This window comes from Streptomyces phaeofaciens (genome assembly GCF_014648915.1).
Classification (GTDB): Bacteria; Actinomycetota; Actinomycetes; order Streptomycetales; family Streptomycetaceae; genus Streptomyces; species Streptomyces phaeofaciens.
Genome location: NZ_BMSA01000007.1, coordinates 1 through 17,407 on the forward strand (window position 1 = coordinate 1; position 17,407 = coordinate 17,407).

The 17,407-nt window shown below is 73.1% G+C and carries 15 protein-coding genes; 9 read left to right on the forward strand and 6 right to left on the reverse strand.

The window, feature by feature from the left end; translation table 11 throughout:
* From IE275_RS14420 to IE275_RS14445, 6 genes are all read left to right on the forward strand, one after another.
* A partial coding sequence (locus tag IE275_RS14420; RefSeq protein WP_189711612.1) for an alpha-glucosidase C-terminal domain-containing protein occupies positions 1–200 on the forward strand: 200 nt, incomplete at its 5' end.
* Between the two features lie 28 nt (positions 201–228).
* Positions 229–1,590, forward strand: coding sequence for a maltokinase N-terminal cap-like domain-containing protein (locus tag IE275_RS14425; protein WP_189711615.1), 1,362 nt, complete (start codon positions 229–231; stop codon positions 1,588–1,590).
* Positions 1,591–1,593: 3 nt separating this feature from the next.
* Positions 1,594–3,798 (forward strand): 1,4-alpha-glucan branching enzyme, encoded by a 2,205-nt coding sequence (gene glgB, locus IE275_RS14430; RefSeq protein ID WP_189711617.1) that lies wholly within the window; start codon positions 1,594–1,596, stop codon positions 3,796–3,798.
* A gap of 57 nt (positions 3,799–3,855) precedes the next feature.
* Positions 3,856–4,950, forward strand: coding sequence for a glutamate--cysteine ligase 2 (locus IE275_RS14435; protein WP_189711618.1), 1,095 nt, complete (start codon positions 3,856–3,858; stop codon positions 4,948–4,950).
* A 142-nt stretch (positions 4,951–5,092) separates the two neighbouring features.
* Positions 5,093–6,997, forward strand: coding sequence for an AMP-dependent synthetase/ligase (locus IE275_RS14440; protein WP_189711620.1), 1,905 nt, complete (start codon positions 5,093–5,095; stop codon positions 6,995–6,997).
* Positions 6,998–7,129: 132 nt separating this feature from the next.
* The gene (locus IE275_RS14445) at positions 7,130–7,564 is read left to right on the forward strand and encodes an ATP-binding protein (RefSeq protein WP_189711622.1); all 435 of its coding nucleotides are present in this window, start codon (positions 7,130–7,132) and stop codon (positions 7,562–7,564) included.
* A gap of 5 nt (positions 7,565–7,569) precedes the next feature.
* On the opposite strand, the gene IE275_RS14450 is transcribed toward IE275_RS14445, so the two are convergent.
* Positions 7,570–7,944 (reverse strand): PRC-barrel domain containing protein, encoded by a 375-nt coding sequence (locus IE275_RS14450; RefSeq protein ID WP_189711624.1) that lies wholly within the window; start codon positions 7,942–7,944, stop codon positions 7,570–7,572.
* A gap of 275 nt (positions 7,945–8,219) precedes the next feature.
* Between IE275_RS14450 and IE275_RS14455 the strand changes: the two genes are divergently transcribed.
* Both IE275_RS14455 and IE275_RS14460 read left to right on the forward strand, forming a co-directional pair.
* Positions 8,220–9,605 (forward strand): NAD(P)/FAD-dependent oxidoreductase, encoded by a 1,386-nt coding sequence (locus IE275_RS14455; RefSeq protein ID WP_189711626.1) that lies wholly within the window; start codon positions 8,220–8,222, stop codon positions 9,603–9,605.
* Positions 9,606–9,625: 20 nt separating this feature from the next.
* Positions 9,626–11,836: an FUSC family protein gene (locus tag IE275_RS14460; RefSeq protein ID WP_229870238.1), complete on the forward strand. Its 2,211-nt coding sequence runs from the start codon at positions 9,626–9,628 to the stop codon at positions 11,834–11,836.
* 37 nt (positions 11,837–11,873) lie between these two features.
* Here IE275_RS14460 and IE275_RS14465 read toward each other — a convergent pair whose 3' ends face one another.
* From IE275_RS14465 to IE275_RS14475, 3 genes are all read right to left on the reverse strand, one after another.
* Positions 11,874–12,743, reverse strand: a complete 870-nt coding sequence (locus IE275_RS14465; RefSeq protein WP_189711630.1) for an ANTAR domain-containing protein — start codon at positions 12,741–12,743, stop codon at positions 11,874–11,876.
* Positions 12,744–12,820: 77 nt separating this feature from the next.
* Complete coding sequence (locus IE275_RS14470; protein ID WP_189711632.1) at positions 12,821–13,660, reverse strand: SigB/SigF/SigG family RNA polymerase sigma factor; 840 nt, start codon at positions 13,658–13,660, stop codon at positions 12,821–12,823.
* A 248-nt stretch (positions 13,661–13,908) separates the two neighbouring features.
* Positions 13,909–14,334: an ATP-binding protein gene (locus IE275_RS14475; RefSeq protein ID WP_229870253.1), complete on the reverse strand. Its 426-nt coding sequence runs from the start codon at positions 14,332–14,334 to the stop codon at positions 13,909–13,911.
* Positions 14,335–14,857: 523 nt separating this feature from the next.
* On the opposite strand from IE275_RS14475, the gene IE275_RS14480 reads away from it, so the two are divergent.
* On the forward strand, positions 14,858–15,313 hold the full coding sequence (locus IE275_RS14480) for a cyclic nucleotide-binding domain-containing protein (protein WP_189711636.1): 456 nt from the start codon (positions 14,858–14,860) through the stop codon (positions 15,311–15,313).
* 21 nt (positions 15,314–15,334) lie between these two features.
* On the opposite strand, the gene IE275_RS14485 is transcribed toward IE275_RS14480, so the two are convergent.
* Both IE275_RS14485 and IE275_RS14490 read right to left on the reverse strand, forming a co-directional pair.
* On the reverse strand, positions 15,335–16,666 hold the full coding sequence (locus IE275_RS14485; RefSeq protein ID WP_189711638.1) for an MFS transporter: 1,332 nt from the start codon (positions 16,664–16,666) through the stop codon (positions 15,335–15,337).
* A 79-nt stretch (positions 16,667–16,745) separates the two neighbouring features.
* Complete coding sequence (locus IE275_RS14490) at positions 16,746–17,363, reverse strand: LysE/ArgO family amino acid transporter (protein ID WP_189711640.1); 618 nt, start codon at positions 17,361–17,363, stop codon at positions 16,746–16,748.
* Positions 17,364–17,407 lie beyond the last annotated feature (44 nt).

Sequence of the window (17,407 nt, forward strand, 5' to 3'; positions counted from 1 at the left end):
GCGTCCACAACTTCTCCCGCTTCGCACAGCCCACGGAACTGGACCTGAGGCGGTTCGACGGACGTCACCCCGTCGAACTCTTCGGCGGCGTGCGTTTCCCCGCCATCGGTGAGCTGCCCTACCTGCTCACCCTCGCGGGCCACGGCTTCTACTGGTTCCGGCTCACCCGAGCCGCGGCCCCGGTCGGCCGACGCCTGTGAGCGTGCGTCGAGGAAAGGATGGGTCAACGTGACGAAGACCGCCCCTCTGCGACCGGGCACCGCGAGCGGGGTCCGCTCGGCCGGGCCGCTGGCCGCCCTCCTGCGGGAGTGGCTGCCACGGCAGCGCTGGTTCGCCGGCAAGGACCGCCCCCTCACCGAGCTGCGCATGCTGTCGATGACGGAGCTGTATCCGGGCTGTCTGCATCTCCTCGTGCACGCCGGGCAGTCGGGGGTCCCGACCCCCGGGAACACTCCCCCTGCCGGTGACTGCTACCAGCTGCTCCTCGGCCTCCAGAAGCATCTGTCGCCGCGGCTGGGCCGGGCCGTGATCGGCAGGGTGGAGGAGGGTCCGCTGGCGGGGCTGACGGTCCACGACGCGTTGCAGGATCCCCGGTCGGCGCATCTGCTCCTGGAGCGGATGCGCCACCCCGGCACGCTGGGTCCGCTCTCCTTCGAGTCGGACCCGTCGGTGCCGGTGCCGGCCGGGCTCGCGCCACGACTGCTGGAGGCCGAGCAGTCCAACACGTCGCTGGTGTACGGCGACGCGTTCATCCTGAAGATCTTCCGGCGGATCCAGCCAGGGGTGAACCCGGATCTGGAGGTGCCGGTCGCGCTGGCGGGGCAGGGCTGCGGACGGGTTCCCGCGCCCGTGGCCTGGTTCCGGACCACGCATCCGCAGGAGGCCACGCTCGGCGTGCTCCAGCCCTTCCTGCCGGACGCCTCGGACGGCTGGACGCTGGCGTTGCAGGCGCTGGCCCGCGACGAGGACTTCACCGCCGAGGCGGCGGAGCTGGGCCGGGCCACGGCGGACGTCCATCTGGCGCTGGCCGCGGCCCTGCCGGCCGGTCCGGACGCCGAGGACGGGCGTACGGCGGCGGCGATGACCGAGCGGCTGGAGGCCGCGGCGCACCATGTGCCGGCGCTGCGCCCGTTCGTGCCGGGGCTCACCACGGCGTTCGCCGCGCTCGCCGTGTGCGACCAGGGTCCGCCGGCCCAGCGCATCCACGGCGATCTGCACCTCGGGCAGGTGCTACGGGCGGGACGCGACTGGTTCGTCATCGACTTCGAGGGCGAACCGTCCCGTCCGCTGGCCGAGCGGCGCATGGCGCACTCCCCGGTGCGCGACATCGCCGGCATGCTGCGCTCCTTCGACTACGCCGCCCGGCAGCGCCGTCCGTGGCGTCCGGAGTGGGCGCGCCGCTGCCGGGAGGCCTACTGCGCGGGCTACGCGGCCCAGGCGGGATGGGATCCGCGGAAGAAACATGCCCTTTTGCGTGCCTACGAGACGGATCGCGCCGTTTACGAGGTGCTGTACGAGGCCCGTAACCGGCCCGACTGGCTACCCGTACCCATGGCGGCGATCGAACGACTCGCCGTCCGAGGAGGCTGACCCATGGCCCTGCGCGACACCGCCCTCCCCGAGGCGGCCGGTCCCCGGCCGCTCGCGGCGCCCGCGCTCGACCCCGCCGACCGTGCGCGCCTGCTGTCGGGCGCTCACCACGACCCGCACTCCCTGCTGGGCGCGCATCCGGTGCCGGAGGGGTTTCTCTTCCGGGTCCTGCGGCCCTTCGCCGACGCGGTGAGCGTGGTCGTCGACGGCGCGTCCACCCCGCTGGTCTCGGAGGCGGACGGACTCTTCGCCGCCGTGCTGCCGCTCGACGCGGTGCCCGGGTACACGCTGCGGGTGGCGTACGCGGAGGACGAGCGGGAGGTGGAGGATCCCTACCGGTTCCTGCCGGCGCTCGGTGACCTGGATCTGCATCTGATCCGGGAGGGGCGGCACGAGGAGCTGTGGCGCGCGCTCGGTGCGGAGCCGATGACGCACCAGGGGGTGACCGGCACCCGATTCACGGTGTGGGCGCCGAACGCGCAGGGCGTGCGGGTCGCGGGCGACTTCTGCTGCTGGGACGGGACCGCGTTCCCGATGCGCTCGCTCGGCGCGTCCGGGGTGTGGGAGCTGTTCCTGCCGGGCATCGGCGAGGGGACCCGCTACAAGTTCGAGATCACCTCCCGCCACGGTGGCCGTTTCCTCAAGGCGGACCCGATGGCGCGGCGCGCGGAGGTCCCGCCCGACACGGCGTCGATCGTGCACACCTCGCACTACACGTGGGGCGACGACGCGTGGATGGCGCACCGGGGCGACGTGCCCGTGCATGTGGCGCCGTTCTCGGTCTACGAGGTCCATCTGCCGTCCTGGCGGCCGGGGCTGACGTACCGGCAGCTCGCCGATGAGCTGCCGGCGTACGTCAACGACCTCGGCTTCACGCATGTGGAGCTGATGCCGGTCGCCCAGCACCCCTTCTCGGGTTCCTGGGGCTACCAGGTCACCGGGTTCTACGCGCCGACGGCCCGGCTCGGCACCCCCGACGACTTCAAGCACCTGGTCGACGCGCTGCACCGGGCCGGCATCGGGGTGATCGTGGACTGGGTGCCGGCGCACTTCCCCAAGGACGACTGGGCGCTGGCCCGGTTCGACGGGGATCCGCTGTACGAACCCGGGGACTCGCGGCGGGCCGAGCACCCGGACTGGGGGACCTTCGAGTTCGACTACGGGCGGGTGGAGGTGCGCAACTTCCTCGTCGCCAACGCCACCTACTGGTGCGAGGAGTTCCACATCGACGGGCTGCGGGTGGACGCCGTCGCCTCCATGCTCTACCTCGACTACTCGCGGGACTCCGGGCAGTGGACGCCGAACGTGTTCGGGGGCCGGGAGGACCTGGACGCGATGGCGTTCCTCCAGGAGATGAACGCCACCGTCTACCGGCGCAGCCCGGGGGTCGTGACCATCGCGGAGGAGTCCACGGCCTGGGACGGCGTGACCCGGCCGACGGACAGCGGCGGGCTGGGGTTCGGGCTGAAGTGGAACATGGGCTGGATGCACGACTCGCTCCAGTACATCGCCAAGGAGCCCGTGCACCGCAAGTACCACCACCACGAGATGACCTTCTCGATGGTGTACGCGTACAGCGAGAACTACATCCTGCCCATCTCGCACGACGAGGTCGTGCACGGCAAGCAGGCGCTGGTCTCCAAGATGCCCGGCGACTGGTGGCAGCGGCGCGCCAACCACCGCGCCTACCTGGGGTTCATGTGGGCCCATCCGGGCAAGCAGCTCCTCTTCATGGGGCAGGAGTTCGCCCAGGGCGCCGAGTGGTCCGAGGCACACGGGCCCGAGTGGTGGCTGCTCGACGACGGGTACGCCTCGGCGGGTGATCACCGGGGGGTGCGGGATCTGGTCCGTGATCTGAACACCGTGTACCGGGCGACGCCGGCCCTGTGGGAGCGCGACACCGACCCGGCCGGTTTCCGGTGGGTGGTGGGGGACGCCGCCGACGACAACGTCTTCGCCTTCCTCCGGTACGGCGCGGACGGCGCCCCGCTGCTCGCGGTCAGCAACTTCTCGCCGGTGGTCCGGCACGACTACCGGCTGTTCGTGCCCGACGAGGTCCCGGCCTGGGCGGAGGTCCTGAACACCGACGCCGGCCACTACGGCGGGGGCGGGGTCGGCGGTCCCGGCCCCGTGAAGGCGGCGAACGGGGAGCTGCTGCTCACGCTGCCGCCCCTCGCCACCGTGTGGCTCACGCCGTCGTCCGTGTGAACGGGCACGCCCTGGGAAGTCGGGGGCGTACCGACCGTCAGAGAGAGGCCACATCCCGTGCGCACCGTCGGAGTGGAGGAGGAGCTCCTCCTCGTGGACCCGGAGAGCGGGGAGCCGCAGGCGCTGTCCGCCGCGGTCCTCGCCCGCGCCGCACGGTGCGAGCAGGCGGAGCAGGAGCCCGTCTTCCAGAAGGAACTGCACAACCAGATGGTCGAGTTCGCCACTCATCCGCAGTCGAGGATGGGTGAGCTGGCCGAGGAGCTGGTCCGGATCCGCGGGGAGGCGGCGCGGCACGCCAAGGAGGCGGGGTGCGCGGTCGCGGCGCTGGCCACCTCACCGCTGGCGGTGCGCCCCTCCGTCAGCATCGGGCGGCGCTACCGGTGGATGGCGGACCAGTTCGGGATCGCGACGCGTGAGCAGATCGTCTGCGGCTGCCATGTCCATGTCGCCGTGGACTCGGACGAGGAGGGCGTCGCGGTCCTCGACCGGATCCGGCCCTGGCTGCCGGTGCTGATGGCACTGAGCGCCAACTCGCCCTTCTGGCAGGGACGGGAGACGGGCTACAGCAGCTACCGCCGCCGGGTGTGGCTGCGCTGGCCGTCGGCCGGTCCCACCGAGCTGTTCGGGCCGGCCGACAACTACCACCGGCGGGTGGCGGACATGGTGGCCACCGGCACGATCCTCGACGAGGCGATGGTCTACTTCGACGCCCGGCTGTCGGCGCGCTATCCGACGGTGGAGGTGCGGGTGGCGGACGTCTGTCTGCACGCGGACACGGCGGTGCTGGTGGCCATCCTGGTGCGCGGGCTGGTGGAGACCGCGGCCCGCGCCTGGGCGGCCGGGCAGGAGCCGGTGGACCACAGCATCAGCCTGCTGCGGCTGGCCGACTGGCAGGCGGCCCGCTCCGGGCTGACCGGGCACCTGGTCCATCCGCTGACCATGCGGCACGCGTCCGCCGAGAGCGTCGTACGGGATCTGCTGGAGCACGTGGGGGACGCGCTGGCCGACAGCGGGGATCTGGAGCGGGCCCGCGCGTCCTGCGCGGCGCTGCTGCGGGACGGCAACGGGTCGCAGGTGCAGCGCGAGGTGTGGGAGCGCACGGGCAGTCTGCGCGAGGTGGTCAGCAGCTGCGTGCGGCATACGCAGGCATGATGCTCCCGCGGCGGCCGAGATCATCAAGGCACATTACTTAATCCGTTCCCGGCCACAACCGGTCCCACCTGGGCTACATTCGCCAGCGTCGATAACAGTTCCCGTCGACGGAGTCACCCTTCGTACACGTCAGGAGCAGCGTATGCGCGACTTCGCTCTCGCTCCCCCAGCCGTCTCGCCCCTGACCGGAGGGCTCGCCGACAGCGTCTTCGAGACAGCGGCCCGCACCCCCACACTCCCGGTACTGGCCCGCCGCCGCGACCCGTCCTCCACCACCTGGGAGGAGGTCACGGCCGTCGAGCTGCGCGACGAGGTCGTCGACCTGGCCAAGGGGTTCGTGGCGTCCGGCATCTCGCCCGGCCACCGCGTCGCGATCATGGCGCGGACCCGGTACGAGTGGACCGCCCTCAGCTACGCGCTGTGGGCGGTGGGCGCCGAGGTCGTGCCCGTCTACCCGACCTCCTCGCGCGAGCAGGTCGAGTGGATCCTGCGGGACGCGGGCTGTGTGGGCGTGGTCGTCGAGGACGAGCAGAGCGTCATGACCGTCGGCTCGGTGTGCGCGGCGCTCCCCAGGCTGCGCCATGTCTGGCAGCTGGACTCGGGCGCGCTGGACGAACTCGCCCGGCGCGGCGAGCTGGTGCCGCTGACCACGGTGGACTCGCTGCGCCGGATCGTGCTGCCCGACTCCACCGCGGCGATCGCCTACACCTCCGGCACCTCGGGCCGGCCGCTCGGCTGCGCGCTCACCCACGCCGGGCTGGCCAGCCCCTGCGACACGCTGCTGGCGGGCTGGGGGCACACGGCGGCGGCGCCGGGCGAGCAGGCGAGCGTGCTGGCGTTCCTGCCGTTCTCCCATGTGTACGGGCTGATGATCCAGGGCCTGTGCATACGCGGCGGCATCGTGATGGGCCACGAGCCCGACCTGAGCGCGGTGGCGCTCTCGGAGGCGCTGCTGTCCTTCCGCCCGACGTATCTGTACGCGGTCCCCTCCGTCTTCGAGAAGATCTACAAGAACTTCCTGCGGTCCGCCCAGGAGACCGGCCGGGGCGCGCTGTTCGAGCGGGCGGCCGAGACCGCCCGGGACTTCGCGGCGGCCGCCGAGCGGCACCGGCTGGGCCGGGGTTCCGGGCCCGGTTTCGACCTGCGGATCCAGCACGCCCTGTTCGAACGGACCGTCTACCGCAAGCTGCGCGCCGCGCTCGGCGGGCGGGTCCACCGCGCCACCTCGGGCGGCTCCCCGCTGACCCGCGATCTGTCGCTGTTCTACGAGGGCATCGGCATCTACGTCCACGACGGCTACGGTCTGACGGAGACCAGCGGCGGGGTCACCATGCAGCCGCTGGGCCGGGAGAAGTCCGGCACGGTCGGCCAGGTCCTGCCGGGCACCGACCTGCACGTCGCGGACGACGGGGAGATCCTGGTGCGCGGCCCGTCGGTGTTCCAGGGATACGTCAACGACGAGCCCGCGACCCGGAGCGCGCTGCGCGGCGGGTGGCTGAGCACCGGGGACCTCGGGTTCCTGGACACCGACGGCTATCTCACGATCACCGGCCGCAAGAAGGACGTCATCATCACCAGCAGCGGCAAGAGCGTGGCGCCCACCGCGCTGGAGCAGCGGCTGCGGATGCATCCGCTGGTCCACCAGGCGGTCGTGGTGGGCGACAACCGGCCCTGCGTGGGCGCGCTGATCACCCTGGACCCCGACTTCCTGGCGCACTGGCGCCGCAGCCTGACGCTGCACGGCGACACGCCGAGCCGGGAGGCGCGCGAGGAGAACGCGCTGCGGGAGGAGATCGCCCGTGCGGTGGCCGCGGCCAACAGCGCCGTGTCCCGTTCGGAGTCCATCCGCGCCTTCCGCATCCTGCCCCAGCCGTTCGACCAGTCCAACGGACTGCTCACGCCGTCGATGAAACTGCGCCGGGACTCGATCGTGGCGCACTACGCGGCGGAGATCGAGGCGATGTACCAGGCCAGGGCGCGGCTGCCCCGGCAGAGCACCCCCGAGGAGGTGCTGAGCTGGGACGACGCGGACGACGTGTTCCGCTGAGCCGGGCCCGGATCGTACGCGTAGCCGACGCGCTCCCGGGAACCCTGACAAGGGGCGACGCGAGCGACGCGAGACAGCCGTACGAGAAAGGACGACGGTCCCCGGGGGGGCGACCGGGGGCCGCACACGATCATGGCAACCGAGCCGCGTGGCAACGACTCATCGGCATCCTGGACGATCACGGCCCGTACCGCCCGGTTCGCGGGCGAGCCGTGGGACGTGACGGGCGCGCGGCTGGCCACGGAGGACTTCCTCCGCGAGCTGGCGGAGATCTCGCCGCCCTCGGCGCCGGAGTGCCGGTACGACATCGTGCTGGTCGTGACCGAGCTGGCCGCCAACGCCGTGCAGTACGCGCCGGGCCCCTTCGAGCTGCGGCTGCGCCCCACGTTCGACGGGGTGCACGTCATGCTGGGCGACACCAGCCGCGTCCTGCCCGAGCCGCGTCCGTTCCGGCCGGACAGCGGGGGCGGCGGCATCGGCTGGCATCTGGTGCACGCGCTGTGCGACCAGGTCAGCGTGGTGCCGCACGCGACGGGCAAGGACGTCCATGTCTTCCTGCCCTGGTAGGCGGCTCAGGCCGGAGTGGTGCCGTGCGAGGTCGGACGGCGGTAGTGGGCGCCGACACCGGCGAGGTACGCGGGGTCCCTCGTCTCGCTGTCGGTCCGGAAGCGGGGGGCTCCCTTGGCCTCGTCCCGGGTGCAGGACAGGGTGATCCTCCGGGCCGCCGGGTCGACGGACGCCACGACACCCACGGGGACGACGGCGCTCCGGCCGAAGACCCACAGGCCGCTGTCGACGACCAGGTGGCGCAGTCCGTTCGGCGCGGCCTCCCGTTCCACGTGTCCGAGAGTGCCGTCGGACGCCGCGACGGCGTACCCGGTGAGATCCTGGCCCTCGGCATGACCGCTGCCCGGCGCGTACGACCATATTCCGTCGTCGATGGTCACGGTGTTCCCCTCCTCGCTCTCCACAGCTCCCCCATACCCCTCGGGGGCGCCCGCATTCGGGCCGCGCGCGGAGGGGCGCGTTCCGGCCGGGCCCGCGACCGGGACTGAACGGGTCTCGCGACGGGTACGACCGGGACCTCAGGAGAAACGTTCGTCTGCATGCCTCGCCCGGCTGGCGCAACCCGGCCGGGCGCGGTGGGATCGATGAGGTGCGAGACGCCCGCGGGCGGGCACGCGCATGAGGTCGGGCAGACCGCCTGGAGCCGCAGAAAGGGATGGACAACGTGACACGACCCAGGATCCTGGTGGTGGGCGCGGGCTTCGCGGGAGTGGGGTGCGTTCGGCGTCTGGAACGCAGGCTCTCCCCGGACGAGGCCGAGATCACCCTGGTGACACCGTTCGCCTACCAGCTCTATCTGCCGCTGCTGCCGCAGGTCGCCTCCGGGGTGCTGACGCCCCAGTCGATCGCCGTGTCCCTGCGCCGCAGCAGCAAGTACCGCACCCGGATCATCCCGGGCGGCGCCGTCGGCGTGGACCTCAGGTCGAAGGTCTGCGTCATCCGCACCATCACCGACGAGATCGTCGACGAGCGGTACGACTACATCGTGCTGGCTCCCGGCAGCATCACCCGTACCTTCGACATCCCGGGGCTGACCGACCACGCCTACGGGATGAAGACGCTCGCGGAAGCCGCGTACATCCGCGACCACGTCATCACGCAGCTCGACCTCGCCGACGCCAGCCAGGACCCCGCCGAACGGGCGTCCCGGCTCCAGTTCGTGGTCGTGGGCGGCGGCTACGCGGGCACCGAGACCGCCGCCTGTCTCCAGCTGCTCACGCACAACGCGGTCAAGCGCTATCCCCGGCTGGACCCGGGCCTCATCAAGTGGCATCTGATCGACATCGCCCCCAAGCTCATGCCGGAACTGGGCGACAAGCTCGGCCGCAGCGCGCAGGAGGTGCTGCGCAAGCGCGGCATCGAGATCTCGCTGGGGGTGTCCATCGCCAAGGCCGGCCCGGAAGAGGTCACCTTCACCGACGGGCGGGTGATCCCGACCCGCACCCTGATCTGGACGGCCGGCGTGGTGGCGAGCCCCCTCATCGGCACGCTCGGCGAGGAGACGGTCCGCGGCCGGCTCGCGGTCACCTCGCAGCTGAACCTGCCCGGCCGGGACGGGGTGTTCGCGCTCGGCGACGCCGCCGCCGTACCGGACGAGGCGAAGGTCGCGACGGGGGTGGAGGGCGCCGTCTGCCCGCCGACCGCCCAGCACGCGATGCGCCAGGCCAAGGTCGTCGCCGACAACGTCATCGCGACACTGCGCGGGCAGGCGCTGAAGCCGTACGTGCACAAGGACCTCGGTCTGGTGGTCGACCTCGGCGGCACCGACGCCGTCTCCAAGCCGCTCGGCATCGAGCTGCGGGGGCTGCCCGCGCAGGCCGTGGCGCGCGGCTACCACTGGGGGGCGCTGCGGACGGGCGTGGCCAAGGCGCGGGTGCTGACGAACTGGACACTGAACGCCGTCGCGGGCGACGATTTCGTCCGCACCGGCTTCCAGACCCGCCGGGCCGCGAAGCTCAAGGACTTCGAGTACACGGACGCCTATCTGACGCCCGAGCAGGTACGGGCGCACGTCGAGGGCACGGGTACCGGGTCCGGGTGACCGGCGCGGGGGCTCGGGCGGTGGCCCGGTGGAAGGACCGGGTCGCCGCGTCCGATCCCGGGCTGCTGCGCCTGGCGGCCGGGCTGCGGACGGTGGGAGCCATCTCGCTCACGCTGGCCGTGCTGTCGCTGCTGGGCGCGGACGTCGGGCATCTCGTCGCGGGGGCCATCGCGTCGATGGTCGCCACCTTCGCCGTCCGGGAGAAGCGGCGCGGCGGGCAGGCCGCCACCCTGGCGCTGGGGCTGCCCGTGGCCCTGGCCTCGGTGACCCTGGCGGCGCTGCTCAGCCCCCGGGTGCTGCTCGGTGACGCCCTCTTCGTGGTGCTCATCTTCTGCGCGGTGTACGGGCGCCGGTTCGGCGACCGGGGCACGGCGCTCGGGCTGATCGGCTTCCAGGTCTACTTCCTGTCCCTCTTCGTCGGCTCCACCACGGGGAGCGTCGCGGGTCTGTGGGGGGTGATCGCCGTCGCGTTCGGCTGCAGCGCGGTGGCGCGGTTCGTGCTGGTGCCGCAGTCGTCCGCGGGGATCCTCGACCGGCTGCGGGAGGCGTTCCGGGCGCGGCTGGCGCAGCTCCTCGCCGCCCAGCTGGAACTGCTCGACGCCGGGCCCGACGACGTGGAGAAGGCGCTCGCCCATGTCCGCGAGGGCACCGCCCGGCTGCACGAGACGGCGATGATGATCCAGGGCCGGCTGGACGAGGGCACCCCGGACGCCCGGGTGGCCGGGCTGGTGCAGCGGCGCGTCGCCGACGCCGAGATCACCGCGGAGCGGCTGGGGCTGCTCCTGCTGACCGCGCGCAGCGCCGAGCGGGCCGACACCCTGACCCTGCATCTGCCGGGCGCGCCCCTGCCGGAGGGCGGCCATCTGCCGGTGCGGGACGAGGCGCTCGACACCCTGCGCCGCGACCTGACGGCCCTGCGGATGCTCGTACGGCGTCCCGCGGTGGCGGGCGCGGAGGGTGCGGCGACGGCGCAGGTGCGCAACCGGCTGCTCGGGTACCGGGACGAGGAGAACCTGCCGAAGGCGTCACCGGCCGTGCAGGACGTGTTCCGGGGCGTCGGTGAGGCGGCGCGGGCGGTGCTGGGGCTGCGGATCGCGCTGGACGGACCGCAGGACGAGTCCGACGACAGCCCGGAGACGGCCCGCTCCCGGGAGGAGCTGGACGCGGAGGACGCGGCCATCGGCGCCGAGGAGGAGGAACACGACACCGGGCTGCGGCGGCCGACCACCCGGGCCGCGGTGCAGGTCGCGGTCGGCTCGTCGCTGGCCATCGTGGGCGGCGAGCTGCTGTCCGAGCACCGCTGGTACTGGGCGGTGCTGACCTGCTGGATCGTGTTCATCAACACGGCCTCCACCGGGGAGATCCTGGTGAAGGGCTACCGGCGGCTGCTGGGGACCGGGCTCGGGGTGATCGCGGGCATCGCGCTCGCGGGGGTCGTCGGGCACCACACCTGGACGGCGTTCGCGGTGGTGCTGCTGTGCGTGTTCGCGATGTTCTACACGGCGCCGCTGTCGTACGCGCTGATGTCGTTCTTCGCGACGGCGGCGCTGGGGGTGCTGTACACGCTGCTGCACACCTACAGCCTGTCGGTGCTGGTGCTGCGGATCGAGGAGACGGCGCTGGGGGTGGTGTGCGGGGTGGTGGCGGCGGCGCTGGTGCTGCCGGTGCGCACCGACCGGCGGACGAACGAGCTGCTGGTGACGGTGCTGGACCGGCTGACCGATGTCACGGAGGCGGCCGTGGACCAGCTGAGCGGCGGTCCCCCGGCCGAGCTGCTGGACCGGGCCCGCGATCTGGACGAGGCGCTGGCGGACCTGCGGGCGGCGACGCAGCCGCTGACGCACCCGGTCACGCCGTTGCGGGCCCGGCGGGACACCGCCCGTTACGTCGTCGCGCTCCTGGAGACCTGCGCGTACCACGCGCGGTCCCTGGCGGCCACGGCCGAGCTGCTGCCCACGCATCCGTCGATCGCGGCGGATCCCCGGCTGCGCGGAGCCGGGCAGCGCATCCTGCACAACATCCGGGCGCTCGCGGCGCGGGTCGCCGAGGAGCCCGTCGACGCCGAGGTGCTGACCGGGCCGAGCATCGCCGCGCTGCTGAAGCCGGGGGTGCCGAGGGCACCCCGCTACGGGCAGGTCACCGACCGGGTGCTGCGGCATCTCCAGCGGCTGGACGAGGCGGTGCTGGGGCTGGCGCGACCGCTGGGGGCGCCGGTCGCCCGGGAGGGGTGAGGGGGCCCCTCGGTTCACGTGCCCGGCGCGAGTCCGGTCAGCGTCCGGGGCGCCGGGCGGCGTCGCGCTCCGCACGGCCCAGGGCGTGCAGGTACTCCAGCGCGTCCAGGAGGACGGTGCGCTCGTGCCAGGCGAGCCAGTGGCCGGCCTGGGCGCCGAGCGCGTCCAGCACCTTGAGCCGGGTGCCGTCCAGCTCGGCAAGCGGGCGGTCGGCGTGGGCCGAGACCATGCCGACGCAGAGGCCGGCCGAGGTGGTCAGGGGCACGCTGTGGCAGGCCCGGCTGCCGGCGGCCAGGACGGCCTCGCGGGCGGGCTCGCTGAACATTGGGGCGCTCTCCACGTCCCGGACGGTGACCTGGCTGACGTCCCGGGCGGCCTGGGCGCAGGAGGTGCCGTCCTCGCCGACGTGCGCGAAGAAGTCGACGAACTCCTCCGTCAGCCCGGTGTGCCGCTCCATGCGCAGGCCTCCCGCGACCCGGTCGACGGTCTGGACGTTGCCCATCCCGGTGCCGACCACGGCGAGCGTCCGGTCCAGTACGGCGCCCAGCACCGCACCGCGGCTGTGGGCGCCCTCCGCGCCGGGCGGCAGGAAGCCGAGGGCGGGCTCGGGGTGACGGATCCGGCGGGGGAACCACACCGCCGACCGCTCGTCCGGACGTGGGGTGGTCACCAGGGCCCCGGCCAGGGTGCGCATCTTGACGTTGAACCGCTGCGAGGACCGGCGCATCAGGGTGAACGCGTCGTCCGCGCCGGCCAGGCCGTAGCGCTCCTGGAGCATGCCCTGCGCCTGGGAGATCAGTGGGTACGCCCGGGCCCGGGCCCGCAGGCCGCGCACCTCGGCGCGCAGCCGGGCCATCTCTTCGGGCTCGGGCGTGCCGTCCGCCCTTCCCGGTACCGTCGCGGTCATGGGACCCTCCGTCTCCGGTCGCCGTCCCCCGGTCACTGCCACTCGCCTGCCCGGACCCGCCGGGCGTACACCTGGGCTCAGCTGTCGGGCTCGTCGCGCCGGCCCAGGGCCTCGCGGCGCACCCGGGCGCAGCTGCGGCTGATGAGCCGGGAGACGTGCATCTGGGAGATGCCGAGCCGGTCGGCGATCCTGCTCTGGGTCATGTCCTCGAAGTAGCGCATGTAGAGGATGGCGCGTTCGCGTTCCGGGAGGCTGCGCAGGCCCTGCCGGGCGGACTCGCGGTCGACGACCACGTCGAAGGAGGCGTCGGGGCCGCCGAGGGTGTCGGCGAGGCTGTACGCGTCGTCCCCGGCGCGGAGTTCGGCGTCCAGCGACAGGGTGCTGTAGCTCTCCAGGGCCTCCAGGCCCGCGGTCACCTCGTCCTCGGTGAGGCCGGTGTGGGCGGCGATGTCGCGGACCGAGGGCTCGGGTGTGCCGGGGTTCTCGGTGAGTTCGCGGCGGGCGGTGCGCACCTTGTTGCGGAGGTCCTGGACCCGGCGGGGCACGCGCAGCGCCCACATGCGGTCACGGAAGTGGCGCTTGATCTCGCCGGTGATGGTGGGCACGGCGTAGCTCTCGAAGGCGCCGCGGTCGGGTTCGTAGCGGTCGACGGCCTTCACCAGACCGAGGGCGGCCACCTGCCGCAGGTCCTCGACGGCCTCGCCGCGGTCGCGGAAGCGTCCGGCGATGCGGTGGGCCATGGGCAGCCAGGCGGTGACGACCTCGTCGCGCAGGGCGTCTCGTTCGGGGCCGTCCGGCAGGGTCGTCAGCCGGACGAAGTGGCCCGCGGTGTCGGGGGCGTCGTCGTGGGTGCGCCGTCCCGGTGCGGTGGTGCGGGTGGATGCTGCGGGACGGCTTGTCGACATGTCGATAGGCATGCGGATTCGCTCCTGAAGGGATGGTTTCAGGGAATGACCGCGGGAGGCCGCTACCGTCCGGGGCCCGATGGAGCGCCCTGGAGCGGGCATACCCCTCCCGTCGGCGCGCCTCCGGTCCGAAGCACGAACTCCGTCTGCCCGGTGTCCGGAGGAACAAACTCCGTCCGGTGCGACGGGAGCTCGGGGCGGGGTCCGTGCCGCCGGCCCCTACGGGTGACGGGGGGCGGCCGCCGGCCCGTGCGGCGGGTTCAGCCGCGGCGGACGGGGACGACCGCCGTGATGCGCTTGCCGCCGGCGGGGAGGCCGAGGACGCGCACGTCCCGGGCGAGGTGACGGACGATGGGCCAGCCCCGTCCTCCGGTGCGGTACCGGCCGCGTTCGCCGCGCGTTTCGGTGACCGCGGGCAGCGCGTCGCTGCGGTCGCTCACGGAGACCCGTACGTCCCGTTCCTCGACCTCGACGTCGAACCCGGTGAGGCCGCCGCCGTGCAGGATGGCGTTGGTGGCCAGTTCGGAGCCGACGAGGAGGGCGTCGGTGACGGCCCGCTCGTCGTACGGACGGCCGGTGAGCGCGCACCGCCCGGCCTCCGCCCGCCGTATGGCTCCGCGGACGTCCGACGGCCGGTACGGCCCCACCGCCTCCGTCGAGCCGTCGCGTGCGGGCGTGCGGTGCATCGCGTCGTCGAGAGGCATCCTTCACTCCTCGTGGCAGTTCGGCCCTCATGGTCCGCCTGACCGCTGCGGCCCGGAGCAAACCCGGCACAGCGGGATTCATACCGCGTGCGACCCGGCCGCGGCCCGGGGTGAGAGCGGCGCGCCACCCGGCCGCTCCGGAGCCGAAGCGGCACGCGATACGGCCGGCCCGGAAGGACGGCGGCACGCGAACCGGCCGGCCCGGAGTCAAGGCGGCGCGCAAACCTGCCGCCCGGAGTGAAACAGGTCACGTGGCCGGGTTCTGGTGATGTGAAAGCCCCGTGAATGGTTTATCGTTCATACATACGTGGTGAGCGGGGCGGATGCACTCCCCCTCCCGGCACCACCCTCTGACTGCCCTGGCTGGCCTCCCCCGTCCAGCCAGGGCATTTTCTTGCCCGCGTGCGGAAAATCAGGGCCGCCGAGGTGCCCGGCACGCTCGCAGCGGCTGAAATGGGCTGTGGAGAAAGCACCGCGACCGATCTCCGGCGAGGAGCACCGCGCCATGACCAGAGCGACGAAACTGCTGACCGCCCTTCCCCCGCCCCAGCGCCGGCGACTGATGGAGCTGGCCCGGGAGGTCTCCTTCCCGGAGGACACCAGGATCTTCGAGGCGGGCGGCACGGCCGACCGCTTCTGGGTCGTGCGCTCCGGCGCGGTCTCCCTCGTCCAGCAGGTGACCTCGGTACAGCGGGTCACCGTCGCCAGCCTCGGCGCGGGCGACCTGCTCGGCTGGTCCTGGCTGTTCCCGCCGTACCGGTGGGACTTCGGGGCGGAGGCCTTCAGCCCGGTCCGCGCCTACGAGTTCGAGGCGCAGCCGGTGCAGAAGCTCTGCGAGGAGGATCCGGCGCTCGGGATGACGCTGGTGCGGCTCGTGGCCGAGATCCTCGCCCACCGGCTGGAGATGACCCGCAACAGGCTCATGGACCAGTACGGGACGTACCGGCGCGGGGTGCTGTAGCCGGCCGGGGCGCCCGGCGGCTCAGATCCGGTAGCGCCGCAGCGCAGGCACCGCCGCCGCCAGGCCCAGCATCAGGGCGACGACCAGCAGGCCGCCGCCCGCGACCGCCGCACGGGGGCCGAAGGCCGCGCCCGCCGTGCCGTGCAGCACGTCGGCCAGGCGCGGGCCGCCCGCCACGACGACCGTGAAGACGCCCTGCATCCGGCCGCGCATCTCGTCGGTGGCGGCGGACAGCAGGATCGCCCCGCGGAAGACCATGGAGACCATGTCGGCGACCCCGGCCGCGGCCAGGAACACCACGGCGACCCACAGACTGCCGCTCAGCCCGAACCCGGCGATCGCCGCACCCCAGGCGACGACGGCCCCGATGACCATCCAGCCGTGCCGGCGCGCCCGGGAGAACGTGCCGGAGAACAGCCCGCCCAGCACCGCTCCGATCGGGATCGCCGCGAACAGCAGGCCGAGGGCGAGCCCTTCGCCGTAGGAGGCGTACGTCTCGGCGGCGAGCTGCGGGAACAGGGCGCGGGGCATGCCGAAGACCATGGCGATGACGTCGGCCAGGAAGGACAGCAGCAGCACCTTGTGCCGGGAGATGTAGCGGAACCCCTCGGCGATCTCCCGCACCCCGGCACGCCGGGCGCCGGCACCCGCGAGCGGGGGCAGCGCGGGCAGCCGGACGACGGCCCACAGCGTCACGCACAGGGCGAGCGCGTCGATGAGGTACAGCTCGGGCAGGCCGATCACCGGGATCAGGGCACCGGCCAGCAGCGGGCCCGCGACCAGGCCGGTCTGCATGACGGTGGAGCCGAGGGCGTTGGCGGCGGCCAGTTCCGTCGCCGGGACCAGCCGGGCGATGGAGGCGTTGCGGGCGGGCGCGTTCAGGCCGAAGAACGCCTGCTGGGCGGCGAGCAGCACCATGAGCACGGGCACGGAGTCGAGCCCGGCGGCGGCCTGGAGCCAGAACAGGACCGACGTGACGGCGATTCCGGTGTTGGTGATCAGCAGCAGTCTGCGCCGGTCCATGGCGTCGGCGACCGCGCCGCCCCACAGCGCGAACAGCACCATGGGCAGCAGTCCGGCGAGGCTGGCGTAGCCGACCCAGGCGGAGGACCCGGTGATGTCGTAGATCTGCTTGGGGACGGCGACGGCGGTGAGCTGGCTGCCGACGGCCGTGACGATGGTCGAGGACCACAGCCGCCGGTAGGCGGGGCGGCGCAGCGGGCGGGTGTCCATGGCCCATCGGCGCCAGCCGCGCCGGGGGCCGTCCTGCGGACTCGGGCCGTCGTCGGGTCCGGCCTCGGGTGCGGTGCTGCTCTCGCTGGTGTCCACGCGATCCCTGGTTGCTCGATACATCTTTCGGGTCGGGGGCCACTATCCCAGCAACTCCTGTGGTGTTGCGGCACTTATGGACAGGTGATCTCACATTTCGGACTCAGGCGCCCGTGATGAGCAGCACCCCGAGGGTGATCATCGTGGCGGCGACCAGGCCGTCCAGGACACGCCAGGCGGCGGGCCTGGTCAGGAAACGGCCGAGCAGCCGGGCCCCGAAGCCGAGGGCTGCGAACCAGCAGAGGCTGGCGAGCGCGGCTCCGAGCCCGAAGGTCCAGCGCAGCGGGCCGCGGTCCGCCGCGACGGAACCGAGCAGGAACACGGTGTCCAGGTAGACGTGCGGGTTGAGCCAGGTCAGCGCGAGGCAGGTGAGCACGGCCCGGCGGCGTGAGCCCGCGGTCTCGCCGTCCGTGTGCAGGGCCTGCGCGCCCGGCCGGATCACCCGGCGGGCCGCCAGCAGCCCGTACGCCAGCAGGAACGCGCCGCCGATCCAGCCGACCACGGTGAGCGCGTCCGGCCAGGCCACGACCAGGGCACCCACCCCGCCGACGCCGAGGGTGATGAGGAGGGCGTCGGACAGGGCGCAGATCCCGACGACGGCCAGGACGGCGTCCCGGCGGACCCCCTGGCGCAGGACGAAGGCGTTCTGGGCGCCGATGGCGACGATGAGCGAGAGACCGGTGCCGAAGCCTGCGGCCGCGGCGGCGAGTGCGGTGGACATGCCCTCCACGCTAGGCAGGCGATCACTGCGGGTACAGCTAAAGA

Excerpts from the sequence above, each read along its gene's own strand:
- glgB (WP_189711617.1), top strand. The coding sequence starts at position 1,594 with ATGGCCCTGCGCGACACCGCCCTCCCCGAGGCGGCCGGTCCCCGGCCG.
- IE275_RS14440 (WP_189711620.1), top strand. The coding sequence starts at position 5,093 with ATGCGCGACTTCGCTCTCGCTCCCCCAGCCGTCTCGCCCCTGACCGGA.
- IE275_RS14445 (WP_189711622.1), top strand. The coding sequence starts at position 7,130 with ATGGCAACCGAGCCGCGTGGCAACGACTCATCGGCATCCTGGACGATC.
- IE275_RS14455 (WP_189711626.1), top strand. The coding sequence starts at position 8,220 with ATGGACAACGTGACACGACCCAGGATCCTGGTGGTGGGCGCGGGCTTC.
- IE275_RS14465 (WP_189711630.1), bottom strand. The coding sequence starts at position 12,743 with ATGACCGCGACGGTACCGGGAAGGGCGGACGGCACGCCCGAGCCCGAA.
- IE275_RS14470 (WP_189711632.1), bottom strand. The coding sequence starts at position 13,660 with ATGCCTATCGACATGTCGACAAGCCGTCCCGCAGCATCCACCCGCACC.
- IE275_RS14475 (WP_229870253.1), bottom strand. The coding sequence starts at position 14,334 with ATGCACCGCACGCCCGCACGCGACGGCTCGACGGAGGCGGTGGGGCCG.
- IE275_RS14480 (WP_189711636.1), top strand. The coding sequence starts at position 14,858 with ATGACCAGAGCGACGAAACTGCTGACCGCCCTTCCCCCGCCCCAGCGC.
- IE275_RS14485 (WP_189711638.1), bottom strand. The coding sequence starts at position 16,666 with ATGTATCGAGCAACCAGGGATCGCGTGGACACCAGCGAGAGCAGCACC.
- IE275_RS14490 (WP_189711640.1), bottom strand. The coding sequence starts at position 17,363 with ATGTCCACCGCACTCGCCGCCGCGGCCGCAGGCTTCGGCACCGGTCTC.